23 protein-coding genes are annotated in these 25,857 nt (G+C 61.8%); 10 read left to right on the top strand and 13 right to left on the bottom strand.

Annotated features, from left to right (window positions below; translation table 11 throughout):
• Positions 1–14 precede the first annotated feature (14 nt).
• A complete protein-coding gene (locus tag ACFQ6H_RS04070; protein ID WP_378532734.1) occupies positions 15–641 on the bottom strand; it encodes a TetR family transcriptional regulator in 627 nt (208 codons plus the stop codon).
• A 153-nt stretch (positions 642–794) separates the two neighbouring features.
• Here ACFQ6H_RS04070 and ACFQ6H_RS04065 point away from each other — a divergent pair, with 153 nt between their 5' ends.
• Complete coding sequence (locus ACFQ6H_RS04065; protein WP_378644506.1) at positions 795–2,327, top strand: FAD-dependent oxidoreductase; 1,533 nt, start codon at positions 795–797, stop codon at positions 2,325–2,327.
• Positions 2,328–2,439: 112 nt separating this feature from the next.
• Here the strand turns inward: ACFQ6H_RS04065 and ACFQ6H_RS04060 are convergent, their stop codons facing one another.
• The 5 genes from ACFQ6H_RS04060 to hsaA form a co-directional block, all read right to left on the bottom strand.
• Positions 2,440–2,988 carry a pyridoxamine 5'-phosphate oxidase family protein gene (locus tag ACFQ6H_RS04060; protein WP_378644110.1) on the bottom strand — a complete coding sequence of 183 codons (549 nt, stop codon included), beginning with the start codon at positions 2,986–2,988 and terminating at the stop codon, positions 2,440–2,442.
• Between the two features lie 30 nt (positions 2,989–3,018).
• Entirely contained in the window at positions 3,019–4,035 is a 1,017-nt protein-coding gene (locus ACFQ6H_RS04055) for a TIGR03617 family F420-dependent LLM class oxidoreductase (RefSeq protein ID WP_378644108.1), read from the bottom strand.
• A 1-nt stretch (position 4,036) separates the two neighbouring features.
• Positions 4,037–4,918 (bottom strand): SMP-30/gluconolactonase/LRE family protein, encoded by an 882-nt coding sequence (locus ACFQ6H_RS04050; protein ID WP_378644105.1) that lies wholly within the window; start codon positions 4,916–4,918, stop codon positions 4,037–4,039.
• Between the two features lie 134 nt (positions 4,919–5,052).
• Positions 5,053–6,345 (bottom strand): glutamine synthetase, encoded by a 1,293-nt coding sequence (locus tag ACFQ6H_RS04045; RefSeq protein WP_378644103.1) that lies wholly within the window; start codon positions 6,343–6,345, stop codon positions 5,053–5,055.
• 38 nt (positions 6,346–6,383) lie between these two features.
• Positions 6,384–7,550: a 3-hydroxy-9,10-secoandrosta-1,3,5(10)-triene-9,17-dione monooxygenase oxygenase subunit gene (gene hsaA / locus ACFQ6H_RS04040; protein ID WP_378644101.1), complete on the bottom strand. Its 1,167-nt coding sequence runs from the start codon at positions 7,548–7,550 to the stop codon at positions 6,384–6,386.
• A gap of 237 nt (positions 7,551–7,787) precedes the next feature.
• Between hsaA and ACFQ6H_RS04035 the strand changes: the two genes are divergently transcribed.
• The 4 genes from ACFQ6H_RS04035 to ACFQ6H_RS04020 are packed head-to-tail and all read left to right on the top strand — an operon-like array spanning position 7,788 to position 10,554.
• On the top strand, positions 7,788–8,951 hold the full coding sequence (locus tag ACFQ6H_RS04035; protein WP_378446803.1) for a Rieske 2Fe-2S domain-containing protein: 1,164 nt from the start codon (positions 7,788–7,790) through the stop codon (positions 8,949–8,951).
• On the top strand, positions 8,929–9,225 hold the full coding sequence (locus ACFQ6H_RS04030; RefSeq protein WP_378542511.1) for a hypothetical protein: 297 nt from the start codon (positions 8,929–8,931) through the stop codon (positions 9,223–9,225). Before ACFQ6H_RS04035 ends, ACFQ6H_RS04030 begins: the two co-directional genes overlap by 23 nt.
• A gap of 30 nt (positions 9,226–9,255) precedes the next feature.
• On the top strand, positions 9,256–10,044 hold the full coding sequence (locus ACFQ6H_RS04025) for an SDR family NAD(P)-dependent oxidoreductase (protein ID WP_378644099.1): 789 nt from the start codon (positions 9,256–9,258) through the stop codon (positions 10,042–10,044).
• A 51-nt stretch (positions 10,045–10,095) separates the two neighbouring features.
• Entirely contained in the window at positions 10,096–10,554 is a 459-nt protein-coding gene (locus tag ACFQ6H_RS04020) for a nuclear transport factor 2 family protein (protein ID WP_378629073.1), read from the top strand.
• A 1-nt stretch (position 10,555) separates the two neighbouring features.
• Here the strand turns inward: ACFQ6H_RS04020 and ACFQ6H_RS04015 are convergent, their stop codons facing one another.
• Positions 10,556–11,350 (bottom strand): SDR family NAD(P)-dependent oxidoreductase, encoded by a 795-nt coding sequence (locus ACFQ6H_RS04015; protein WP_378644097.1) that lies wholly within the window; start codon positions 11,348–11,350, stop codon positions 10,556–10,558.
• Between the two features lie 216 nt (positions 11,351–11,566).
• Here ACFQ6H_RS04015 and ACFQ6H_RS04010 point away from each other — a divergent pair, with 216 nt between their 5' ends.
• Positions 11,567–11,740, top strand: a complete 174-nt coding sequence (locus tag ACFQ6H_RS04010; protein WP_378644095.1) for a hypothetical protein — start codon at positions 11,567–11,569, stop codon at positions 11,738–11,740.
• A gap of 34 nt (positions 11,741–11,774) precedes the next feature.
• Here the strand turns inward: ACFQ6H_RS04010 and ACFQ6H_RS04005 are convergent, their stop codons facing one another.
• From ACFQ6H_RS04005 to ACFQ6H_RS03980, 6 genes are all read right to left on the bottom strand, one after another.
• Entirely contained in the window at positions 11,775–12,281 is a 507-nt protein-coding gene (locus ACFQ6H_RS04005) for a ClbS/DfsB family four-helix bundle protein (RefSeq protein ID WP_378542501.1), read from the bottom strand.
• Positions 12,282–12,366: 85 nt separating this feature from the next.
• Positions 12,367–13,302 carry an alpha/beta fold hydrolase gene (locus tag ACFQ6H_RS04000; RefSeq protein ID WP_378531488.1) on the bottom strand — a complete coding sequence of 312 codons (936 nt, stop codon included), beginning with the start codon at positions 13,300–13,302 and terminating at the stop codon, positions 12,367–12,369.
• A gap of 32 nt (positions 13,303–13,334) precedes the next feature.
• A complete protein-coding gene (locus ACFQ6H_RS03995) occupies positions 13,335–14,414 on the bottom strand; it encodes a dipeptidase (RefSeq protein WP_378644094.1) in 1,080 nt (359 codons plus the stop codon).
• Between the two features lie 96 nt (positions 14,415–14,510).
• Positions 14,511–15,905: a serine hydrolase domain-containing protein gene (locus tag ACFQ6H_RS03990; RefSeq protein WP_378644092.1), complete on the bottom strand. Its 1,395-nt coding sequence runs from the start codon at positions 15,903–15,905 to the stop codon at positions 14,511–14,513.
• A gap of 217 nt (positions 15,906–16,122) precedes the next feature.
• Positions 16,123–16,878: a histidine utilization repressor gene (gene hutC, locus ACFQ6H_RS03985; protein WP_378446969.1), complete on the bottom strand. Its 756-nt coding sequence runs from the start codon at positions 16,876–16,878 to the stop codon at positions 16,123–16,125.
• Positions 16,879–16,987: 109 nt separating this feature from the next.
• Positions 16,988–21,610 carry an NAD-glutamate dehydrogenase gene (locus ACFQ6H_RS03980; RefSeq protein ID WP_378644090.1) on the bottom strand — a complete coding sequence of 1,541 codons (4,623 nt, stop codon included), beginning with the start codon at positions 21,608–21,610 and terminating at the stop codon, positions 16,988–16,990.
• Positions 21,611–21,844: 234 nt separating this feature from the next.
• Here ACFQ6H_RS03980 and ACFQ6H_RS03975 point away from each other — a divergent pair, with 234 nt between their 5' ends.
• From ACFQ6H_RS03975 to ACFQ6H_RS03960, 4 genes are all read left to right on the top strand, one after another.
• Positions 21,845–23,014 carry an acyl-CoA dehydrogenase family protein gene (locus ACFQ6H_RS03975; RefSeq protein WP_378644087.1) on the top strand — a complete coding sequence of 390 codons (1,170 nt, stop codon included), beginning with the start codon at positions 21,845–21,847 and terminating at the stop codon, positions 23,012–23,014.
• Between the two features lie 11 nt (positions 23,015–23,025).
• Positions 23,026–24,168, top strand: a complete 1,143-nt coding sequence (locus tag ACFQ6H_RS03970; protein WP_378644084.1) for a CaiB/BaiF CoA transferase family protein — start codon at positions 23,026–23,028, stop codon at positions 24,166–24,168.
• 37 nt (positions 24,169–24,205) lie between these two features.
• Positions 24,206–24,868, top strand: a complete 663-nt coding sequence (locus ACFQ6H_RS03965) for an IclR family transcriptional regulator (RefSeq protein WP_317552053.1) — start codon at positions 24,206–24,208, stop codon at positions 24,866–24,868.
• A 91-nt stretch (positions 24,869–24,959) separates the two neighbouring features.
• Positions 24,960–25,751 carry an IclR family transcriptional regulator gene (locus ACFQ6H_RS03960; protein WP_378644082.1) on the top strand — a complete coding sequence of 264 codons (792 nt, stop codon included), beginning with the start codon at positions 24,960–24,962 and terminating at the stop codon, positions 25,749–25,751.
• Positions 25,752–25,857: the final 106 nt, after the last annotated feature.

Below are 25,857 nucleotides of genomic sequence, written 5' to 3'. Positions count from 1 at the left end.
AGGGCGAGGTCACGTCAGTGTCGTGAGAGATTCACCAGAAGCAGGTCACACCCTTTGCGGATGTCGTACTCCGCATCGGGGATGGAGATTCGACCATTGAGGCAGGACTGGATGACCCCGAACCACAGCTGCATCAGCAGACGCAGACCTGTGTTGTCTTCCTCGGTGGGGTTCTCGATTCGGGCCGCATCGAGGATGATCTGCCGGAATCCACGATCGATCTTGCCCACGTCCGGCACCGTCGCGACATTGGCGGTACTGGACGACTGCAGCATCGCGGTCGAGAGAGCCGGCCGACGCAGTAACCCGCGAGTGGCGCGAACCAACACCTCGTACACCGCGTCCTGCGGATTGTCCGACTGAACCTGATGCTTGGCGAAGCTGTCGCCGATCTGATCGATCTGCTCGACCATCACCGCGACGAAGAGGTGCGTCTTCGAGGGGAAGTAGCGATAAAGGGTGCCGATGGCCACGCCCGCCCGCTTGGCGACTTCGTGCATCTGAACCCGTGAGAGTTCCTTCTCGGTCCCCAATTCGGCAGCCGCTTCCAACATTCGCACATGGCGCGCCCGCTGCTCGTCCGAACTGGGCTCGGCAGCGTCCCTGACCTCGGCAATTCTCGGCAACGTCGCCCCCATCATCGATTCTGTGTCTCGGTCGCGAACGACCTCGCCAATTCTCGCATCTCGATCACCCATCTCGGCATATTGCCCGCTCAGTGGGACCTGGCATGGCCTTCTCTCTCCGTGCGGTATTCCGTGGACACCCCACCCTCTTGGAGTAAGGACGCAATGATGCAGGACTGGACCACCGAGTGCGACGTGTTGGTAGTCGGCTCCGGCGGCGGCGCGCTGACCGGCGCATACACCGCGGCAGCTCGAGGATTGACGACGATCGTCCTCGAGAAAACCGATCGCTTCGGCGGAACTTCCGCGTACTCGGGCGCATCCATCTGGCTGCCGGGAACCCAGGTACAGGAACGCGCGGGACTGCCTGACTCGACGGAGAACGCACGCACCTATCTGCGCGCGCTGCTCGGCGACTCCGAGTCCGATCGCCAGGACGCCTACGTCGAGACCGCACCGGCAGTGGTCGCGTTGCTCGAGGAGAACCCGAACATCGAATTCGAGTTCCGGGCGTTTCCCGACTACTACAAGGCCGAGGGCCGGATGGACACGGGACGCTCCATCAACCCGCTCGATCTTGATCCCGCCGACATCGGTGATCTCGCCGGCAAGGTGCGTCCGGAACTGGACCAAGACCGCACCGGTCAAGGCCATGCTCCCGGCCCGATGATCGGTGGGCGCGCACTGATCGGCCGTCTGCTGGCCGCAGTCCAGAGCACCGGCAAAGCAGAACTTCGAACCGAATCCGTTCTCACCTCCCTGATCGTCGAAGACGGACGAGTCGTCGGGGCCGAGGTCGAATCGGGCGGCGAAACCCAGCGAATCAAGGCCAACCGCGGTGTCCTGATGGCAGCGGGCGGTATCGAAGGCAACGCCGAGATGCGTGAGCAGGCCGGCACCCCTGGCAAGGCAATCTGGAGCATGGGCCCGTTCGGTGCCAATACCGGCGACGCGATCTCTGCCGGTGTCGCTGTCGGTGGCGAAACCGCGTTGCTCGATCAGGCATGGTTCTGCCCCGGCGTAGAGCAGCCCGACGGCAGCGCAGCCTTCATGGTCGGCGTTCGGGGCGGCCTCGTCGTCGACAAGGCGGGCGAGCGCTACCTCAACGAGTCGCTTCCGTACGACCAGTTCGGCCGGGCAATGGATGCTCACGACGACAACGGTTCTGCCGTACCGTCGTTCATGATCTTCGACTCACGCGAGGGTGGCGGGCTGCCCGCCATCTGCATCCCGAACACGGCACCAGCCAAACACCTCGAAGCCGGAACCTGGGTGGGCGCCGATACTCTCGAAGAGCTCGCCGCCAAGACCGGACTACCGGCCGACGCATTGCGCAGCACCGTCGAAAAGTTCAACGATGCAGCAAAACTGGGCGTCGACGAAGAATTCCACCGCGGAGAGGACCCGTACGACGCATTCTTCTGCCCGCCCAACGGCGGCGCGAATGCGGCGCTGACGGCCATCGAGAACGGTCCGTTCTACGCAGCTCGCATCGTCCTCAGTGACCTCGGCACCAAGGGCGGATTGGTCACCGACGTCAACGGTCGAGTCCTTCGCGCCGACGGCAGCGCCATCGACGGCCTGTACGCCGCCGGCAACACGAGCGCGTCACTGAGCGGCCGCTTCTACCCCGGCCCCGGAGTTCCACTGGGAACGGCAATGGTCTTCTCCTACCGAGCAGCCCAGGACATGGCGAAGTAACGTAGTTCAATCACACTGTGTGGCAACAGATCGTGGGGCAGTCGATATCGCAATCGGCTGCCCCACTTTCTTTCTCACGGCCTTTCTTTCTCACGGCGTCCCGATGTTGTCACTACGGGTCGATACCGGGCAAACCGTCCACACTCTTCGCGTTCTTCTCGGCGCGATAGGCGATGAGCCGCTCCGGGCCCTTCTTCTCCGCCACGCGGTCGAGCACGCCACGGTCGGATTGGTAGTCCATCAGCGGTACTGCGTATCCGCACGAATCCGAGACGCGCGTCAGATCAACCACGACGATGGACCGCAGCCCCGGGTGGTCGGGGAACTTACCGACCAGCTCGTTGAACGGTTCCGACCCTGCCAGTAGAACGCGCGCATTGCCGTGAAGCCGTACAATCTTCGGTGGTCCGCCAAATGCCATGAACATCAGAGTTATTCGCGAGTTCTCGCGCACATGCGCGATAGTTTCCACTCCGCTACCAGTCAGGTCGAGGTACGCCACCTGGGTAGATGTCAGCACCACAAACGATCTGACTCCCCCTTTGGGTGAGCAATTGACCAACCCGTCAGCAGACAACGGTGCGGTGGCAACGACGAACAACGGTTGAGCCTGCAACCACGTGGTGAGCTTTTCATCGATGCCTTCGTAGACGCGCCCCATGCCGAAAGTGTAGATCGCGCCGATTGGACGTCACTGGGCAGACGCTGCGGCGGCTCGAAGCTCCTCACACATCGCTGTGAAAGCGACGTCGTCGGCGGGATCCGTCGGCACTGCCAGTGCAATCCCGTCGCAGAGGTGCGCGTACTTCGAACTCAGCGCTTCGGGGAGTTCGGCGTAAGTGCATTGCGTGACCAAGATGTCGAGAACCTCGTCGGCGAGAACGGCGGGTAGTCGAGCCCAATCGCCCGTTCGCGCCATCGCAGTCAGCTTCTCCCCGACCTCGGACAATCCGAGGACCTCCAGCGCAACTCGGTACGCCGGTGTGGAGTAGAGAAAGGCAAGTTCACTGCGCACCGCTTCTCGTTGAGCAAGTATCGCAGCACGATCTTTGCCGGTGATCGTCTTCGGAGCGGCAATCAATCGAGGCTTCCTTCCGCCTGCCGCCAAAGCCGGAATGATCCTCTCCGCGAGCACCTTCGGATGGGAGCTGGTGGGGTGAGCAACAAAACCGTCGGCGACGGCTCCGGCCAATGAGCACATGCGAGAGTTCACTCCCCCTGTCCATATCTCGGGTGCGGGGACGCCGATCGGCCCCGGGTTGAAATAGGGTTGCAGACGGTTGAAGGTGTAGTGCGTTCCGGCATGGTCGAGTTCACCGCCCTCCTGGAACACTCGGAAGATCTCACGTACCGCGCTGACGTAATCACGCAGTTGCGCAACAGGATCCGTCCACGGCATCGAGTACCGCCCGACGATGTTTCCCCGCACCTGCGTCGCGAGCCCCAGTTGGAATCGGCCACCCGAGAAGTCCGCCAGATCCCACGCAGCCAAAGCCGTCACCATGGGACTGCGCGCAAACGCGACAACCATCGACGTCCGGACGGTGAGGGTGGTGCTGTGCTCGACGGCGAGTGCCGCCACCGCAAACGGATCGCGAATGGTCTCGGAGATGTGCACCGTGTCGAAACCGAGATTCTCGATGCGGCCGACGTACTGAGCTACCTGCCGCAGCGGGGTGTCGGCAGGTAGCGAGGTCACCAATTCCATGTCAGGCCAACGGCTCCAGTCGAATCGACAGCAGCTTTCCTTCGGTAGCCACCTTGCGAGCGTGTTCGTTGAAGTCCGGGGCGGCACACACGAACAGCGTACGACCGTCGGAACCGCCGAGCCCGCAAGCGAAGACGCCGCTCTCGAAGGCAATTTCATCGATTATCTTGCCAGACGGGTCCACGTGGAGAATTCGACTTCCGAGGGCATCGGCCACCCACATCGAATCGTCTCCGTCGATGCAACAACCATCGGCTGCAACAACAATCTGTGCAAGAGTGGTCTCCATCTCGGGGCCACCAGGCACCGGTCCGAACGACGCCCAGTCGCGGCGCTCCCCCAGCGAGCCATCCGGTTGGACGGCAAACGCGCTGATTCGATTCCCCAAGGTTTCGTCCACGAGTAGATCTCCGGTTGACGTCAAAGCCATCCCGTTGGGGAAGTGGAGATCTCGTGCCACAACGTGCACCGACCCGTCCGGGTCGACGCGGAGGAGATCTGCCGTCTCGACGGGAGCCAGGTTCATCAGATCGAACCCGAAGTTGCCCACGTACGCTCGTCCCTGCGAGTCGACCAGCATGTCGTTGACGTTGGCACTGACGTACCCGGACAAGTCTGCGTGCACCACCAACTCGCCGTCGGATTCTCGCCGCAGAATCTTCTGGTCCCGCATGGAGACGACCAGCAATCTGCCGTCCGGAAGCCACCCCAGCCCGGACGGCTGCCCTGGAACCTCCGCCTCTACGCGTATGTCGGTCCCGTCCTCGCGGGCCGAAATCACCTGGTAGGTGTAGAAGTCCGACACCCAGATCCGGTTCTCGTGCCAGCGCGGGCATTCGAAGTAGGTGTATCCCTCGAGAACTACCGCAACTTCTGGTGCCATCAGGCTCTCCTGAGTCGGTGATGAATGAAGTATCAGTCTCATTCAATCACCGGCACCGCTGTCGCGGTGTCCGATTCCCGACTAGTCGCCGGTTCGAACTTCTTCCAAGACGCCGAAAGCGGATTCCCAACCCCTCAGGTCCAGGTGTATCGAAGCCGCTCGACGGTTGTCGCCTCGTCCATCTGGGAAAACGTCTTCCGCTCAACTCCCTTCACGGACACCATCGCTTCGATGATCGACTCCCCGAAGATTTCCTTCGCCACCGAGGAGGAGTTGAACTTCTGCACTATCTCGCGCAGATCGGTGGGGACTCGGGTCACCCCGCGCTCATCACGTTCCGCCTCCGTGAGAGTCGACGGGTTCACCACAATTTCCGGCGGCAATGGCGCGGCATTGCCGATACCGATATGCGAAAGGCCAAGTATCGCAGCGGTCGCCAGATACGGGTTGGCCGATGGATCGACGATTTTCACTTCGGCGTTGGCGCCGTGCGGATTCGACGGCGACTCTGCGCAGAACCTCAGTGCCGCTTCGCGGTTCTCGAGCCCCCAACAGACGTAGGCCCCCGACCAATTGTCCGGGCGCAGCCTGAGGCCGGAGAGCGGTGAAGACGCGAAGACGGCCGTGAACTCCGTCAGATGAGCGAGGATTCCGCCCAAAGCGGAAGCTCCAGCGTCGGTCATTCCATGCTCCCGACTGCCGCCGGAGAAGACCGAACTACCATTCGCGGTCAACGAAAAGTGCTGGTGTGCGCCGTTTCCTGCGCCGCCCAGGGTGGGAATCGGCGAGAACGAGGCCGCCAATCCGTGCGCTCTGGCCGTACGGCTGATCAAGATCCGAGCCAACACCACGAGATCGGCGGCTTGAACAGGAGCGCTCGGAGCGATCGATATCTCGAATTGATCGGGCCCGTATTCGGCATGGACTTGTTCGATATGTAGTTGTGCGCGTTCGGCATTGTGCAGGAGGTCCTTGAGAAAGTCCTCATGCCGAACGACCGCATCCAGCCCGTAGGCCGACCATTCACCGCCACACGCGTCACCGAAAAGCGTGAACTCGACCTCATGGCCGACACGGGCTTCGAGGCCGTCGGAGGCGAGCCGCGCAGCGACGGCAGCAAGCGCGGATCGCGTGCACACGGCAGCCGTCGAACCGTCCTGCTCATGCAAAGTCGCGGGCGCCCAGGACACACCACCACCGAGATCGCGGAGATCGGATCGGTCGATACGTAGTCGGAGATCGCCCACGACGGAGAAGGAATCGGTGAAGGCAATCCGATCATCGCTGCAGAAGACGTTCCAACTCGGTGACACTCCCGCACCGACTTCCTCGAAGACACCAGTTCGGGCCGCAGGCATCACTTTCGCTCGTGCAACACCTGCCATGTCGACGAGCGAGCCGATGGTCAGAGCCGGAACTTCCCTCATTCAGAGGCAAATACCCCACCCGGTGACGCGCCAACCCGTCAGATCAGGTTGTCCTCCACCGGCAGCCCGAACGCTGCCCGGCCGTACAGCGCCAACGCGCGCTCCGGTTCGTTGGCAACGTGAACGCTCCCTGCGTGAACGTCGCGCCACGCACGCTCGATCGGGTTTCCACGAGAGAGGGAGTTACCGCCTGCTGTCTTGAACAGCATGTCGATCGCTTCCACCGAACGTTCCGTCGCGCGAACCTGATCACGACGGGCCCGAAGCCTCATCGAGAGCGGAAACTCCTGGCCGGCTACAGCAAGTTCGTACATCTCCCGGATGTTGCGATCCATCTGCAGAATCGCAGCGTCGATCTCCGATGACGCACGTGCGACGGCAACTTGAGCGAACTGATCCTCGCTGAACCGTCCACCACCCAAGCTCAGACGGACGCGCTCACGCATCACGTCCAGGTACCCCTCGTAACAACCGGCAACGATGCCCACACACGGGGCGGCCACCGTCGAGGTGAAGATGCTCCCGAACGGAAGTTTGTACAGCGGGCCAGGATTGACCGCTTGGCCGGGTCCACGCAGTTGTGCGGTCTCGTAGTTGCGCTTCAATCGGTGCTCGGGAACGAAGGCCTCGTCGACCACGATCTCGTTGCTCGCGGTGCCCCGCATACCCACGACATCCCACACGTCACGGATTTCGTAATCGGTGCGCGGCACCAACACCGTCATGAAATCGACGGGACGGCCGTCCATGCCGACCACCATCGCTCCCAGCAACGCCCAACTCGCGTGATCACAGCCGGAGGAAAAGCCCCACTGGCCCGAAAGCTCGTAGCCGCCATCCACCGCCGTCAGCCGTCCGACCGGTGCGTAGGCGGACGAGATGAGCGTCGTCTGATCCTCTCCCCACACGTCGGCCTGGGCTTGGTCGTCGAATAGCGCCAGATGCCACGGGTGCACCCCCACCACCGAGGCGACCCAGCCCGTCGAGCCACAGGCAGCGGAGATTGCCCGGATCACTTCGTAGAAGTGGACCGGGTCGCTTTCGGCGCCTCCGTATCTCTTCGGCGCCAGCATCGAGAAGACGCCGGCTTCGGACAGTTCTCGGATGGTCCGTTCGGAGATCTTGCGCGAATCGTCGACCTTCTGAGCGCGGGCCGCGATCTTCGGAAGCAGATCACGGACTGTGCTCAGAACCTTGTTGACCATGGGAGACACTCCTCGCACCGAACCGTGAGGGAGCGGATCGGCAGATAGACATAACGGCTGCCCCGTCACGATATGTCGGTCATGCGTTCCGGTGATCCGAAGTCCCGGAGGCCGGGATCAGCCGCCCGATCCTCGTGCTCTCCGCTGGTCCCGGCCAGTGAGACGACGCCCCAGAGGCAATTCACGCTCCCCTAGCGTCGGGCGTCGACACTGCCCCTGGAAAGGACGGGACTCATCGTGACGATCACTCAGTCCGACAACGACGAGGTTCGCGAGATCCAAGCTGGAACCGCGCCCACTCGCTTTGCACGTGGATGGCACTGCATTGGACTCACGGAGTCCTTCAAGGACGGCCAGCCACACTCGATCGAGGCGTTCGGCACCAAACTTGTCGTCTTCGCCGACAGTGAAGGCAACGTCAAGATCCTCGACGCGTACTGCCGCCACATGGGTGGCGACCTGAGCCAGGGCACGATCAAGGGCGACGCCATTGCCTGTCCGTTCCACGACTGGCGTTGGGGCGGCAACGGCAAGTGCCAGAAGATCCCCTACGCACGACGCGTTCCTCCACTGGCCAAGACGCGTGCTTGGCAGACCCTCGACCAGGACGGCATGCTCTTCGTCTGGCACGACCCCGAGGGCAACCCGCCGACCGACGACGTGGCCATCCCCCGCATCGAAGGCGCGCTCAGCGACGAGTGGAGCGACTGGGTCTGGTACACAACCACCGTCGACACGAACTGCCGAGAAATCGTCGACAACATCGTCGACATGGCGCACTTCTTCTACGTGCACTACTCGTTCCCGACGTACTTCAAGAACGTCTTCGAAGGCCACGCAGCAACGCAGTACATGCGGGGCGTCGCTCGCTCGGACATGCGTCCCCACGCAGCAGGCACCCCGAAGATGGTCGGCAGCAACTCGGTTGCCACGTACTTCGGTCCCTCCTTCATGGTCGACGACCTGACCTACGAGTACGAGGACTACAACGTCGACTCCGTGCTCATCAACTGCCACTACCCGGTCAGTGCGGACAAGTTCGTGCTTCAGTACGGCATCATCGTCAAGAAGTCGGATCGTTTCCAGGGCGAAGCCGCCGACGCGATGGCCGCGAACTTCGGCACGTTCATCGCCAAGGGCTTCGAGCAGGACGTCGAGATCTGGAAGAACAAGACTCGCATCGAGAACCCGCTCCTGTGCGAAGAGGACGGCCCGGTCTACCAGCTCCGTCGCTGGTACGAGCAGTTCTACGTCGACGTCGCTGACATCGCTCCCGAGATGACCGAGCGATTCGAATTCGAACTCGATACCGCACGCCCTGTCGCCGCCTGGCAGAAGGAAGTCGAAGACAACCTCGCGGCGAAGAAGGCCGAAGAAGATGCAGCCTCTTCAGTGCGCTGAGTGCAAGGCGCAGGTCCTGGTCCAGAAGAACAGTTGGGAACACACCACTGTTCAGTGGAGCGACCAGGCCCGCGCCAAGTGCCTCGAAATTGCCGACGAACGAGAATTCGGGCAACGAGAGGGTCGACCGGGTGCTCCCCGCAAGGAGTGCGGCGCCTTGATCGCGTCCATCGTCGATGCGGCCAGGGCCGGGGAGATCGAGATCCTCGACGAAGACCCGGTACCCAAGCCGATCGTCGACGACAGTGAACCCGTACCGGCTCCGTTTCACTAGCCAAGCCAACATCTTTCGAAGAAGGTAGTAATGATCGATCCTCAGTACTACGGCCCGTGGGCAGTCATCGCCGGCGGTTCCGAAGGTGTCGGCGCAGGGTTCGCCGACGAGCTCAGCAAGCTCGGCATCAATCTGGTGCTCATCGCCCGCAAGCCGGGTCCGCTCGAGGAGACCGCGTCCAAGGCGCGCGCCAATGGCGTCGAAGTACGCACTCTCGCATTGGATCTGCTCGTTCCCGACGCGCTCGATCAGATCAAAGCCGTCACCGACGACGTCGAGGTGGGTCTGCTCATCTTCAACGCCGGTGCCAACAGCTACGGCCATGAGTTCGTCACCGGCGATCTGAACGGATTTGCCGGAGTCATCGAACTGAACATCAACAAGCAACTCGAACTCTCGCACCACTTCGGCGGTTTGATGAAGGATCGCGGACACGGCGGCATCATGCTGCTCGGTTCACTTGCGGGCTTCATGGGTTCCGAGCACCAGAGCATCTACGCGGCGTCCAAGGCATTCGGGCGCATCTTCGCCGAAAGCCTGTGGCTCGAACTCCAGCCGTACGGCGTTCACGTCGTCGAGTTCATTCTCGGTGTCACTCGCACACCGGCTATGATTCGCGCGGGACTGAATTTCGACATCCCGGGTATGAACGTCGCAGAACCCGAAGATGTTGCACGTGAAGGTCTCGAACACCTTGCCGACGGCCCGATCTGGGTTGCTGCAGGAAACTACGAAGGCGCCAAGAAGCGCAGTGGCTTCCCCCGCGACAAGATGGTCAAGGGCGCTGCCGAAGCGATGCGCAAGCTGCTCAACCGCTGACATCTGCTGTGCGCCTTTATTAACCCCCCGACGTTAAGAAAGGCGCACAGCATGAGCATCGACATCACCACTCTCCTCGACGAACGCGAGATCACGCGCGCCGTCTTCGAGTTCGCGCGAGCCATGGACGCCCGCGACTGGGATGAACTCCACCGGATCATGACGCCGGACGCTACGGCGGAACTGGGCACCGGAACTCTTCGCGGGCCTGCCGAGGTCGTGGCATCCATCCGCTCGTTCCTCGACGAGTGCGGACCCACCCAACATCTGATCGGCAATGTTCTGGTCGAGGTGGTCGGCGATCTCGCCACCAGCCGCTCTTATGTCAGCGACATGCATGTGGGCACCGGGAGCAAGGCTCACCTGAACTTCTTCACCCTCGGCGACTACCACGATTCGTGGGCTCGGGTGGACGGCGCGTGGCGAATGACGCACCGCACCAAGCATTCACACGCCAGTCAGGGATCTATCGAGGTTCTGGGCGCCGGCCCCAGCGGTTGGCGGAGCTGACTCAGCTCAACATCGACGAACGGCCGGTCGCGAGCGGACTCTTGCTGGTGAGTCCGCCGTCTAGCACCAGAGTCTGCCCCGTCATGTAGCGAGATTCATCCGACGCCAGGTAGACCATGGCTTGTGCGATGTCTTCGGGTTCGCCGAGGTAAGGCAGGGCGTTTGCCTGCTTCATGCCTTCGATGACGTCAGCTGGGATGTTGTCCACGAGTGCGGGTGTCATGATCGCACCCGGCGCTACGGCGTTGCACCGAACACCGTTCGCTCCGTACTGGACTGCAATGTACTGAGTCAACCGGATGACCGCCGCCTTGGCTGATCCATAGGCAGATTGCAGGGAATCGCCGATCAATCCACCTACCGAGGCCGTGTTGACGATCGATCCTCCGCCGGCGCTGTTCATGTGCGGAATGGCAAGGCGTGAAGCGACCACGGTGCTACGCACGTTGAGCGACATCACGCGATCCCACTCGTCCAAGTCCATCCGGAGCAGGTCGAGATCCTTGCGCGGGTTACTACCGCCCACGTGATTACACAAGACATTGATGCCCCCGAATTCGGCGACCGCCTTTTCGATCATCGCAGCCAAGGAGTCCTCGTTCATGACGTCGACGCCGAAACCCAGTGCATTGCCACCGGTCTCGCGAATCGCCGCCGCCGCTTCCTCGGCTCGCGCCGGATCGAGGTCGGCGACCAGCACGTTGGCGCCTTCTTCCGCCATGAGTTCTGCTGCTGCACGCCCGATTCCACTGGCGGCGCCTGTGATCACTACATTCTTGCCTTCGAGCCTGTTCATATATCTGTTCCCTTCGCGGAGAATCGCCATACCCGGATCTCACGTGCCCGGAATTGACAGCTAGGCGATTACCCGATCACTACCAGTGAACGCAGGTTCGACGGCTGCGTCCAACTTTCTTGAATGAACTCACAAGTACGTGACCGCGGCCCGCGCACCTGCTACACCGCCGAAATCGAGTGGCGACGTCAGGCTCGACTGTGCTGAAGTGGCGCTATGCAGAATTCTGTTCGATCGCTGTCCACCGACCTCGACCGTGCCGCCGAGGTCCTCGGTGAGGCGTTTGCCGACTACCCCTGGACGAACTGGTGCGTCGCCGAAGACTCCCACGTGGAACGCGTCGCGGCTATCAACGGTTCGGTTTCACGGTCGCAGGCAAAATCTCACTGACCGACGGACCGACGGTCTGGCGGATGCACCGTATTCAGAGCTGATTCGTCGATTTCAGTAGTCTCCGAATCAATTTCGACAAAGACGCATATTGGGTGATCGTATTGACGGCAATCCACCTCGACACCGGCCACGTCCTGGTCCACGAGAAAACCCCGACCGACAGCAGTTGATCGTCGTCGAGGGTCTCGACGTATCTGCGTAACAACGCCACGGCAGCTTCCAAGCGATCCCGAAGCACCGGAATCGGAACGTCGGTGCTCGCGTCGACAACCGACTGATTCAGTGCAGGAGTTTGCGTCCACTTGTAACCTGCAGCAGGCGTTTGTGGTGTCTCGTCACGCAGTCCGGCGCCTATCCACTCTACGACGGCCTCTGCCCACCAGACACGCACCGCGAGTACGTCGTGCACCGTCCACGCATCGACGGCAATGGCGTCGAACAAATCGGCCTCGGCGGCGCCGTCAAGTAACACGTCGAGTTTCAAATACGCCGAGTCCAGCTCACTCATCAGTTCGAGGCGTGAAAAGTTCTGCGCCACAATGCCTCCAAACGATCGGTAGAGATGGAAGAAGCGGAGTCACCGCAATGCGATGACTCCGCGTTCAACTCAACGTCTACCAAATCTAGTTCAGCTCGCCCAAGAACCTGTTGACGTTCTCGGCGATCTCCTTTGATCGGGTGTGGTGCAGGTAGTGGTCCCCGTCCAGCAAGATCAACTCTCCGTGATCAACGGAGGCGGCCTGCCCTTCGTGCAGCGCAGTCCAGCCCTCGACTTCGGAATTTTGCACGGCGAACAACAGAATCGGAAGATCGGCCGGGAACGTCCTGCCGATTGCTTCTGCGAAGTTGCTGGAAAGATGGTCCATCTCGTTGAGGTAGGTGTCGCTGAAGTTGTTCTTCGCAGTCAACTGTCGCATCTCGTCCTTTGCTGCGGCGTCGAGGTACTCGTCCGAGTTCTCACCACCGACGAACTTGGACAGCAGTTCCGACAAGCCCAACTGCCTTCCCACTCGGAGTGCGTCGATCGGAAATTTGGTATCCATATTCGGCTGCCCTGGAACACTGCTGTCGATGCCCACGAATGCGGTGACCTCGTCGCGGTACTTCGCGGTGTAGTCCAGTGCATAGACACCAGTGATCGAGTGTCCCATGAGGATGTATTCGTCAATCCCCAGCGACTGTACTGCCGTATGAATCTCTTCGACGATGTTCGCAGTCGTGCGGTCCTTGTCCGTTTGGTCACTGTGCCCGTAGCCGAAGGGCTCGATCGTGACGACGCGGTAGTCAGGCGCCAGCTCGTTGACAAGCGGTGTGAAGTCGAGAATCGGTGCGGACGTTCCGAACCCGGGTAGCAGCACTATGGTCTGATCGCCGTTGCCGCGGATCGAGTAGCTCATGTTCTTTCCGTCGACGGACACGAACTGGTTGCCCGTGTCCCCGGTCGGAACGCTCGCCTTGCTGGAGCTGACATTGAACACGAGCGCAATCGATACCAGCACAACTAGAACTACGGACACCGAAGCAACCACCTTCAGTGCAACGGTACGAATCTTCTTCATTCTCATCCTCATCTTCTCGGGCGTCGATACGGCTAGGAAAGGCTCGATATCGAGGCCGCACTGGTCTCGTCGAGCACACGCAACACGTTGTTGCCCATCAGCTTTGCCAAGTCCTCCGCGGACCAACCGCGTTCCGCCAGACGGTCTATCAACACCGCGAAACCGGATACGTCCTGCATACCGTCCGGAAAGTCGTCGAACCCATCGTAGTCACTACCCAAACCGATGTGGTCGATGCCCGCGACGTCTCGGGCATGCTCGACGTGATCGGCCAGATGGTCCACCGTCATCGCCGGCCGTGGGCCGACCCGTCCGCCCTTGAACCACTCGTTGTATTCGGCAGAAAGGAACATGGGCACAAAGGCGATCATGATCACGCCTCGGTTGTCCGCGAGCAACCGCATAACGTCGTCGGGAACATTGCGGGGGTGACCGCACAGCTGAGTGCAGGACGAATGACTGAAGATCACCGGTGCCGACGACGTCTCGATGGCATCTCTCATCGTTTCCGCCGAGACGTGCGACAGATCGACGAGTACGCCGAGCCGATTCATTTCGCGCACGATCTCGCGACCGAAGTCGGTGAGACCGCCGTGCACTCGCGTATCCGTCGCGGAGTCCGCCCACCCGGTGTTGTCGTTGTGCGTCAGGGTCATGTACCGAAGACCAAGGCGCGCCATCATTCTCAGGACACCGAGCGAGCTGCCGATGCTGTGACCGCCCTCCGCGCCCAACAAGGACGCGACCTTGCCCTCACTCCAGATTCGACGCACGTCGTTGCCGGTGCGCGCGAATTCGAAAGTATCCGGGTACCGCTCGATCATCCGGTACACGAAGTCGATCTGTTCGAGGGTGTACTGAACCGCCTCTGGCTCGGTCATGTCACACGGGGTGTAAACCGACCAGAACTGCGCACCGACTCCACCACGACCGAGTTTGTCGATATCGGTTTGGAAGATGGAATCCTTCTCGAGATTCTCCACCGAGTAGTCGGCGCTCTCGCGAGCCGTCCATGCCAGATCGTTGTGACCGTCGATGACCGGCGCAAGGCCGTAAGCATCCAGTGCCGCTGGGTGATTCACGTCCGGAAAGGGAGCGAGAGGTTTCATCATTAGCTTTCCTCGAAAGTAGTGCGGGCAGGTCGAGGGCCCTCATCGCCCTCGACCTGCCCGAGATTTCATTCAACGGAGCGAATCATCTCGCCGCGGCTAGTCGGAAATCTTCTTGAAAAGCCGTGTCATGTACAAGTATTCTTCGCCATCGATCGTGAGATGTGCCATCTCCCCCGAGGCGCTCTCGTTACTGATCGAGAACCGGGAAGCAGACAGCGGCACGACCTTGGTGGGCGCGGCCGGGGGCTCGCCGTCGATCTCGATCTTGGCGAAGTTCTGAACCTGGAATCCGCCGTCGTCGCCGCGCGTGAGTTCGATTCGAACGGTTGTCGATTCATAGGTTCCGAGCATGTGCGACAGGTCGATCTCTGCCGCATCCGCCTCGGACTTCGGTTCCGGCAGAACGAGATCAAGCTCCTGGGCGATCTCCTTCTCGATGTCGTGGGCCAGGGCACCGCCGCCACGCGAGTTGGTGACAACGGCCATGGCCAGGCCGAGTTCGGGGAAAGTGTGGAAACGAGTGATCTGGCCGATCGTCGCACCACCGTGCTGCGCGGATGTCACACCGCCCCAGTCGGACAGGATCCAGCCGAGACCCCAAGCCTGATCGACGCTCGAGACCGCAGTCAGGTCGAACTGCGGGGTTCGCATCAGGCGTGCGGATTCTTCGGACAGAATGCGCTCACCCGTCAACGCGAGGCCGTCACGCATGTGTGCAGCACCGAAAGTCAGCAGAGAGCTGACAGATCCGGTGATGATTCCGGCCGGTCCGATACCGCGCGGGAGCAGCCACTGCTTGGTCGGAACCACCTTGTCAGGCGACGTCCGATCCGGGTTGGCCACGTGGCCGACGGCCGTGCGGAACAGCGGCGCGTCCTTGGCCTTGGTGATGATGTGCGTCAATCCGAGTGGCTTCCAGAGATATTCGACCAACGCCTCGTCCCACGTCATCTCACGAAGGACCTCGACGATGCGGCCGGCAACGGCAAAACCCGCGTTGCTGTAACTCAGATGCCCGCCGGGCTCGGTGACGCTGATCGCGGTAGCGAGTTCGTCGACGTACTTCTCGACGCAGTCGTCGCCGTCACCGGTGTCGTTGAACAAGTCTCCGTCGATACCGCTTGTGTGCGTGAGCAACTGGCGGATCGTGATTTCCTTCGTGTTGGAAGGGTCTGCGATCGTGAACTCCGGAAGCACCTCCACCACCAGGGTGTCCAACGTCAGCTTGCCCTCGTCGACGAGTTGCATGATCAGCGTCGTCGTCCAGATCTTGCTCGCGGATCCGTACTGGAACAGCGTGTCTGCGTCGACGTCGACGCGCGTGTTCAGGCTCGTCACTCCGGTGGTGATGACACGAATGTCCGCAGCGCCGTCTTCGCCCAGCGCGATCACGCCGACCTGCGCACCCGGTACCGAATGCTTGGCTGCCAGTTCGTCGAGGCGTTCCTGCCACTTCGGGGCGACAAGTAGGTCCTTGGGCAAGTCGGTCACAGGTCGAACTCCTTCGATCATGGAAGCGAGTGGCTTGGACGGTGTTGCTGCGATCCGCTCTGGTCTCACTCGTCGGGACGTGAGGTTGCGGAAGCGATAACCGTCCACCCATGATCTCAGTGTGCTCGCAGTCACGTCCTGGTCGATTGCACCGAAGTTGCACCCGAAAATGGTGCGATCGGACGAGCCTGTGTTCAGGTCTCGCCATTCGAAGCGATCAGCGCTCGAAGGTTCCTTCCAAGCGATTGCGTGAACCCGGATGGATCAAGCGCGCCGCACTGACCAACCCGTTGGCCGACCAGGTGCGGCGGCGAATCAGCAGGCACGGTTCCCCTCGATCTATGCGGAGCAGTTCGCATTCGTCCGGGCTCCCCAACACCGCTTCCACGACGTGTTCGCCGCGAACCAGAGGCGCAACGTCACTCAGGTAGTTGTTGGGGGTGATCGCAGTGAAGTCCTGGCGCAGATAGTCGGGCGCCTCGTTCGGATTCACGAACCGGTCTTCCACCTGAATCGGAGTTTCGTCCTCGAAGTGCACCATCAGCGAATGGAACACCCGTTTGCCCACCGATTCACGAAGGAACGTCTGCCCGTGGTCGGTTTCTTCCTCACGAACGAACACGACCTCGGTTCGATGACGGTGGCCGCGCCGCTGAATCTCGTCGGCGATGTTCTTGACTTCGAACAGCGGGGACGCGGTCTTCGTGGCGGCGACGAAGGTGCCGACCCCCATCATCCGCACGATCAGACCGTCGCTGGTGAGTTCGCGAAGCGCTCGATTGATCGTCATACGTGACAGCCCCAGCGCACTGACCAGTTGATTCTCCGAAGGCAACTGATCACCTTCGGTCCACCGACCCGAATTGATCTGCGAGATCACGAGGTTCTTGACCCGTTCGTAGGCAGGGGCGGACTCGCCGCCTGCCTCGTTGAACAGCACGGCGAGTTCTGCGTCCACTTCAGCAATCGCCATCGCCACCACCCGTTCGTCGAAAACCACCGAGTCGGTTCTCCCGTTCGGCCTCCGAAGTCTATCCGCCTGGTGCACCTTTCCGATCCAACCGCGAGTGCCGGCGCCCGACCTAGCCCACCATGCGCCGCAATTGGCTCGTCGCAACCGAAAGCGCAGCAAGATCGTGTTGCCCGGATGCCTCGATCTCTGAGAGCGCGAGAGTGGACCTCTCTATTCTCGACGCATTCCTTTCTTCCCACCTCGAGAGTTTTTCCGCTGTCGAGTCACCTGTTTCCGCGTCGGCCAAGACGTCGAGGGTCAAGGCTCGCACCGTCGAGTACAACTCGTCACGCAACGACAACCTCGCCAACGCATTCCATTTTCCGTCCTTGCTCAATGCAGACACGCGGTTGAGCATCGGGACGAGCCCGACGTGCTCACCGAGCCGGAAGTAGAGTTCGCCGGTCTCCGAGATCGCGCGATCGGCGAGGTCCGCGATCTCCACCACGTCGAGCAGACCGAACTGATCGAGCAGGATCTCCACTCGCCTGACCAGGTTCTCGGGTGCGCCCTTGTCCGTGATGAGTACCGTTCGCGCAGCCAGGTTCCGCTGATCGGCGCCCACCAGCCAGCCACCGAGTTCTGCCGACGCCTCCGCGATGCGATCACCGAATCGGCTGATCTCGGCCCCGACGGCCAGCGGTTGAGGCCGACGCGTCAGCATCCACCGTGACGCCCGGTCGAGCAGTCGTCTGGTGAGCAGGATCAACTCGTCGGACACGGCAGTCGAGATCGAGGCTTCGCTGATGTCGTTCCACAACTCCCACAGTCCGAATACCTCGGAGACCACGGTGAAGGCACGTACTGCGTCTTCCGGATCGGCGCCGACTTCTTCACCGAGCCGATACACATAGGTGATGCCGCCACGATCGACCACGTTGTTCGTCAGCACGGTCGCAACGATCTCGCGCCGCAGCGGGTGCCGGTCGAGGGCGTCACCCCCGGCATGTCGAACACCCTCCGGAAAATAGTTCGCCAGCGCCTGGCGGTAGATCTGATTGTCTATCGAACTTCCCGCCAACAGCGTGGATTTCAGATCGAGCTTGACGTGCGCCATCAGTGTGGCGAGTTCCGGCGACGTCAGCCCCGTTCCCGTCTTCTCGGCCGCGGCGAACTGCTTCTTGGTCGGAAACCCCTCGATTGCTCGGTCGACGATCCCTCTGGATTCGAGGCTGGAAATCACCCTGCCGTGCACACCGATCATCGCCGCCGCGTCCGCACGCGTGGTGCCCATCAGTTCGTTCTGTGAACGGTTGTCTGCAAGAACGAGTTCGGCGACCTCGTCGGTCAACGATTCCAGTAGTTCGACACGATGTGAGTCTGCGACGGCGCCTGAACTGATGAGGGAGTCGAGAAGAATCTTGATGTTCACCTCGTGATCGGAGCAATCGACTCCCGCGGAATTGTCGAGCGCGTCTGTGTTGATCCGCCCGCCGCCGTGTGCGTACTCGATTCGTCCCGCCTGGGTGAGGCCGAGGTTGCCTCCCTCACCGATCACCCGAGCACGGACTTCGTTGCCGTTCACCCGAACCGTGTCGTTGCTCTTGTCTCCGACTTCGAGGTCGGACTCACCGGACGCCTTGACGTACGTCCCGATGCCGCCGTTCCACAACAGATCTGCCGGTGAGCACAGAATCGCCCGAACCAGCTGCGGTGGAGTCAGTTCGGTGACGTCGTCTTCGAGACCGAGTGCCTGACGCATCTCGTCACTGATCGGGACGCGCTTCGCCGAGCGTTCCCACACTCCGCCGCCTGCACTGATCAACGCCGGGTCGTAGTCGGCCCACGAGGATCGTGGGAGAGCGAACAGACGTGATCGCTCGACGTACGAGCGCTCCGGCGACGGGTTCGGGTCGACAAACACGTGCCGATGATCGAACGCCGCGATCAGGCGAATGTGCTTGCTGCACAACATGCCGTTGCCGAAGACATCGCCGCTCATGTCTCCGATCCCCACCGCAGTGAAGTCGTCGTTCTGGGTGTCGACGCCGAGCTCACGGAAGTGCCGCTTGACACTTTCCCAGGCGCCCTTCGCGGTGATACCCATGGCTTTGTGGTCGTACCCGACCGACCCACCGGATGCAAAGGCGTCGCCGAGCCAGAATTCGTACTCCGCGGCCACCTCGTTCGCGAAGTCGGAGAACTTTGCAGTTCCCTTGTCCGCGGCGACAACAAGATACGTGTCGTCACCGTCGTGGCGAACGACCCTTCGCGCCGCAACAACTGCGCCGCTCTGCTTGTCGACGTTGTCGGTCAGATCAAGTAGTCCGCTGATGAAGGTTCGGTAGCAATCGATCCCGGCCGCCAACGCAGCTTCCCGGTCTGCGTCTGCACCCAGTCCTGGAACCGGTGGGCGTTTGACGACAAATCCGCCCTTCGCGCCGACAGGCACGATGACTGCGTTCTTGACTGCCTGCGCCTTCACCAATCCCAGTACCTCGGTGCGAAAGTCCTCTTTCCGGTCCGACCAGCGCAAGCCGCCGCGAGCCACCGCACCGAAGCGAAGGTGCACACCCGCGACATCGGGTGAGTACACGAATATCTCGAACTTCGGTCGAGGGAACGGCAATACGGACACTTTCTCCGAATCGAACTTCAACGAGAGCGCACCGATCGATTCAGTGGGATAAACGAAATAGTTGGTACGCAACGTGTTACGGACCAGTTCGGACAATGCGCGCAGGATCCGATCGGCGTCGAGTCCTTGCACTTGTGCCACGGCCGTTTCCACCTCCGCTGCTGCACGTGTACCTCTATCGCCGTCGACGACGTCGGGATCGAAACGGCTCTCGAACAATTCGCACAATCTGCCGGCGATCTCGGGATGATCGGCAAGCACCTCGGCGACGCGACTGGTGCTGTACGGAAATCCCGCTTGCTGCAAGAACTCCGCATATGCCCGCAGCACCACTACCTGTTTCCAACCGAGTCCCGCGATCGCGACAAGTTCGTTGAACGAGTCCGGCTCGGCGGAGCCGTTTCGAACCGCGGCAAACGCCGCCCCGAACCGCGCGGCAAAGTTGTCGAAGCGCTCGACCGGAGCGCTCGGATAGTCGAGCGTGAACTCGTAGATCCAGGACTGTTCCGATCCCACCGGTGCGATCTCGTACGGCCGCTCGTCGACCACGTCGACACCCAGGCTCTGCAATACCGGCAGCACCTCGCCCAGTGAGAGCGGGTCACCCGATACGTACAGTCCGAGTCGGTGAGTACCGAGTCCGTCGACAGATCGGGCCAGTCGTGGGCTTACCTCTCCGGGCGCGAGGCCCTCGAACACCACCATGTCCTCGGCGGCTCGGACGGCGTCGAAATCCTGCTTGTACGCCACCGGAACTCGCTCGGCGAACTGAGCACGCCTGCGCCGCTCGTCGTAGTTCGAAGCATCCAGAACGAATCGCTCGTCCCAGGTCAGGCACGCGTCGACGACGAGGTCCCGAATCTCCCGTGCTTGTCGCGCCGACGCGAAGTTCGCGCCGCCGCCGACCGTGGCCGTGAAATGTACGACGGCCAAGGGGGATTCCGAGACTCGACTGGAGAACTCGATGTTGCGGGCACCGAGTGCGTCGGCGAGTACCGACTCGGCCGTTGTCCTGATCGTCGTACTGAATTTCTCGCGCGGAACGAAGAGCAAAGCCGACAACTCTTGATCTCGCCCCGTCGCCGGGGAACTTCCCACCGGTTGCAAGAACAGATGGATCGACGTTCGGCCGTCCACAGAAGTGAGTTCGTCCAGCGCGTCCGCGATTCGGGCCGGCTCGGCTGCCAGGAGCACTGTGACCGGAATCGACTGGATAACTGCCAGCATCGATTGTCCGACAAACGAATCGACGGTGGATCCGGAGGCATCGAAGATGTCTGCGACGCGTCCTCGCACGAGCGGGGTTCGCCTGACGTCGGCGACCAGACCGGCCGCGGTGAAGAACCCGATGAATCGGTACGCACGGTCACCGATGGACACGTCGATCTCGGTGGCGTATTCGGATCCACCGAACCCTTGCCGGAGGTACACCACTGCGATCGAGAGGGGCGCCGCTTTCGCATCCGAAGAGCCGGTCGGATCGGGGAGCACGCCGAGGGCGTACGGCTCGTCACTGTCGGCAGTCCTCACACCGCCGACGACACTGAAGTTTCCGGCGCTGCACCACCGGAGAAAGTCAGCTTCTTCGGCGTAGCCGTTCGAGTCCAGTTGCTCGCGCGCCTCGTCGACGAGATCCCGCAGGGGCACGGAATCGCGGAAGGCACGCGCAATACGGTCGAGGATTCCGGCGACGTCGTCAGCGATCACCTGCGCCTGCTCGTCCGAACAATGCGCGGGTAGTCCTACGTGGATCCATGATTCGGTCCGCTCCCCAATCGGGGCGTCTTCAGTGCGCAGCACGGGGTGCACCACGAATTCCGGTTCCACGCGGGCGCGGGCAAGTGTCGCCAGTACCGCTTCGACGAGCTGCGGCATGTCGTCGCCGACGTATTGAATCGCCGGGCCATCCCCTAACTCCCCGGCCGGCGCGAGTCGCGAGATCGACGAATTGAGTCCTCTTCCATGCGAAAGGTCCATGTGCGCCGCGACAATCGCCAGCTTGCGGTCTTCGGCAAGCGCCGCGTATCGATCAGCCGACAAGCCCTCGAAATACGTACTGGACACCCTCCTCACATTCTCGGAGTCCGGTGTCGTGTCGACTGAAACGAGGCTCATGTCAGCACCTTCCGCCGAAAGCCACGCTGCTTCCGACTGGTAGTGGGTTCCATCCGCGATCAACTTGTCTATACAGGCTTAGACAAGTTGATCATTGCAGAACGTGAGCCGCGACACAACAGCTTCACCCCTGGACAAATTCGCCACCCTCAGCCATAGTCAGATCATGCCAACTAGTGGCAATTAGATTTCATTAGATGAAATTCATAACTACCTCGCCTCGAAGGAGCCCCCGTGACTACCCAGACCGCGCACGACATCGACAGCGTTGATCTCGCAGAGTTCCGCAGTACCGTCCGAGCCTTCGCCAACGCCGAGATTCACCCGGGAGCAGCCGCACGCGACGAGTCCAAGGAGTTCCCGGCACAACTGGTCAAGCGCCTCGGGCAGCAGGACCTCATGGGCATTTCCGTTCCGGAGGAATTCGGCGGACTGGGTCTCTCGACACGAACCCAACTGGTCGCCATCGAAGAAGTTGCACGCACCGATGCCGCGCTGGCATCGATCTACACCGCCCACTACCTGGGCCTCGAGCCGATCCTCGTCGGCGGGTCCGAAGAACAGAAGCTGCGCTGGTTGCCTAAGCTCGCCTCGGGCGAACTGCTGGCGGGCTTCGCACTCACCGAACCCGATGCCGGCTCCGACATCGCCTCGATGCGTACCGTCGCCCGACGCGAGGACGACGGCTGGCATCTCTCCGGATCCAAGACGTACATCTCCAACGCCAAGGAAGCCGACCTGGTCGTGCTCTTCGCCAAGACGGACCCGAGCGCAGGATTCCGAGGCATCACCGCCTTCGTCGTCCCCAAGGGAACTCCCGGAATCAGCTACTCGGAGCCGCAGGACAAGATGGGAATTCGTTCGGCCCCGACGTACACCGTCTACCTCGACGACGTCGTTCTGCCACTCGACTCCGTGATCGGCACCGAAGGTCGCGGCGGCAACATCGCCTTGACCGCCCTGAACCGCGCGCGCATCGACGTGGCGGCAATGGCAAACGGCATCGCTTTGCGCGCTTGGGAATTGGGACGCGAGTACGCAACGGAGCGAAAGCAGTTCGGCACGCCGATCTTCGACTTCCAGGCAATCCAGCTACTTCTCGGTGGCTGCGACGCGCAACTTGTCGCATCACGCGTCACCGCCGACTGGGCCGCCGACGTCAAGGACGCCGGCCAGGACATCCGCCGCGCCGCATCGATTTCGAAGTACGTCGCCACCGAAGCCTGCTTCTCGATCGTCGATCAAACCGTGCAGATCCACGGTGGCGCAGGTTTCATGCGCGAATCGGAAATCGAACGCCTGTACCGCGATTGCCGCATTCTCCGCATCTTCGAGGGCACCTCGCAGATTCAATTGCTCACCATTGCCGGCAATGCTCCGTCGCCGCGTTCCACCGAATTCTGAAAGGCGCGGACATGACTGCACTTCCCCCACTCGACGGCATCCGGGTCATCGACCTCTCACGTGTCCTGGCCGGGCCTTACTGCACCGCATTGCTTTCCGATGCCGGCGCAGACGTCGTCAAGATCGAATCCGAACACGGTGAAGACTCTCGGCACCTCGGCCCGTTCCGCGACGGCGAGAGCATCTACTTCAACGTGCTCAATCGCGGCAAGCGTTCGGTGGCGCTCAACCTCAAGAACGACGAGGACCGTGAGGCGCTGCTGACGCTCGTCGAGACCGCGGACGTCGTCGTCGAAAACTTTCGCCCGGGTGTCACCAAGCGCCTGGGAATCGACTACGAGGCTGCGCGGGCTCGCAATCCGCGGATCGTGTACGCGTCCATCTCCGGTTTCGGACAGGACGGACCGATGTCCGGAGCCGCCGCCTACGATCTTGTAGTCCAAGCTCTTTCGGGAATCATGAGCATCACCGGTTCGGAAGAATCCGGGCCGACCCGGTTGGGTGAGTCGTTCGGAGACCTGGTCGCCGGGCTGTTCGCTGCCTGGGGAATCAGCACCGCCCTGTTGAGCGCACAGGCGACCGGACTCGGGCAGCACCTGGACGTCGCGATGTTCGACAGCATGCTCGCCATGCTGCCGACAGCGCACAGCCAGCTGCAGTCCACGGGGCTCACTCCCCCACGCGTCGGCAACCGACATCCGGTCTCCACACCCTTCGACACTTACAAGGCCGATGACGGACTCTTTGTCCTCGCGGTTGCGAGCCAATCGGGCTTCGAGAAATTGGCGCAGACGATGAATCGCGTCGACCTGATCGCAGATCCTCGTTTTGCCGACGACACCGCCAGGACCGAGAACGAGCCGGCGTTGCGTAAGGAGATCGAAAACTGGGCTGCCGGAAAGACCGTCGCCGACGTGGTCGGCATTCTCGGCGACGCGGGCCTCGCCGGGTCGGAGATCTGGAACGTCCAGCAGGCGCTCACCTCCGCGCAGGCCGAGTATCGGGGGGTCGTCGAATCGTTCGAGCACCCGGTAGCAGGAAAGATCTCCTACGTACGACAACCCGTCGTGTTCGGTGAGAGCCGACGCCCGCAGGTTCGCCGCAGCCCCCTGCTGGACGAGCACCACGGTGAGGTGCTGCCGGGCTCGCGATAGATTCAGCGCAGACATCCCTCGGCACTTGGAGTAGGACATGGCCCCCGGCGACGTGACCCGCAGCGCGAATCGCACCTTCGAACTTCTCGGTGCGATCGTCGAGCACGGCGGGTTGACTCTCGGCGACGCCGCCAAGGCGACCGATCTGGCAACCAGTACCGCGCTTCGCCTGATCAGAAGCCTCGAACAGACCGAGTTCGTAGTCCGGGGCGAGGACAACGTCTATCGCGTCGGCCCGCGGCTACTGCAGATCGGGGCTCGCGCTCTCGGTGACAATCAACTGTTGCCGAGAGCCCGGCCCGCGATGAAGGCCATCGCCGAAACCACGAGGGAATCGACCTACCTGTCGACGATGGGACCGAAAGATACTGCGCTGTACCTCGATCAGATCGAGGGCACACACGCGATCCGTCACATGGGTTGGGTTGGCCAGAGCGTTCCCCTGGACGGCACCGCCGTCGGCGCAGCGTTGAGCGGCAAGGTAGGCGAGAGCGGGTACGCCATCGCCCACGACACCATCGAGGATCACTCGACCGGAGTTGCCGCGCCGATCTACAACGCGGTCGGTCAGATAGCCGGAGCGCTCAGCGTGGTCGGCCCCACCTTCCGTCTGACGGACGAGGTCTGCGCCAGCCACGGCCGCGTCTTGGTGGAGCACTGCGCCCGGTTGTCCGCTGAACTCGGCAGCCAGACTCACTAACCGCCCCGAACACTTGGCGATCCAGTCTCGTATCCGAGACAATGTGATTCCCCCGCTCCGCCTTCCGACCTACCTGTAAGGACATACCCCCATGAGCACGAGCCGCGTGAAATCCGCTGAGCGTGTTCTCGACGTGCTCGATCTCCTGGCTCGCCGGGGTGTGCCGCTGGCGACCGCGGAAATCTCCAGCGCCCTCGACCTGCCCAAGAGCACGACGCATCATCTTCTCAACGTCATGCGAGATCGACGGTTCGTCTCGTACTGGGCTGATCAACGCGCCTGGACCCTGGGTGTCTCGGCGTTCGAGGTCGGTGCGTCGTACATGCGCTCCGGCCCACTGCACCGCGAGGGCCAACGATTCATGCTGGCCCTTACTCAGTCGACGGATGAGACGTCCCATCTGGCGGTACTTCAAGGTTCCGATGTCATCTACCTCGACAAACGTGAACCGCTCAAGCCGGGCGTGCGGTTGGTGACCGAAATCGGGACCCGCCTTCCGGCTCACCTCACCGCAGTCGGGCGGGCGATTCTGAGCCGTCTGGATGCAGAACAGATCAGCGCTCTCTACGAGGGATACACCTGGCCGACGCGGACCGGAACGGGGCCGTCGTCCCTCGCCGAACTGCGAGAACTGCTCGCCGAAGCACGCGAGAGCGGGTATGCGGTCGAAGAGAATGCGACGACATCCGGGATCAATTGCATCGCCAGTCCGGTGATCACGCGGGACGGCCGTCCGGTCGCAGCTCTCGGCGTCACCTTCCTCTCCGGATCCAAATCCGCCGCGGAGAGTGCACTGATCGCCGACCGAGTACGCACGGTCAGCGCCGAGTTCTCCGCCGACCTCGGCGATCGAATGGTGGAGACTCCGCCCGCCGACATGTAACAAATTTCTCCGTTCCGGCCTTCTCGGGTCTTGTTTTCGTCTCATATTCAAGACTAGGGTCTCGTATACAAGACTTTATTCGACAGCCATCGCATCATCATTGGAG

It is taken from the genome of Rhodococcus sp. NPDC056506, from assembly GCF_042794945.1.
Lineage (GTDB): Bacteria > Actinomycetota > Actinomycetes > Mycobacteriales > Mycobacteriaceae > Rhodococcus_F.
The sequence above is the reverse complement of the archived record's forward strand: the minus strand, read 5'-3'. Positions and strand labels throughout refer to the sequence as shown.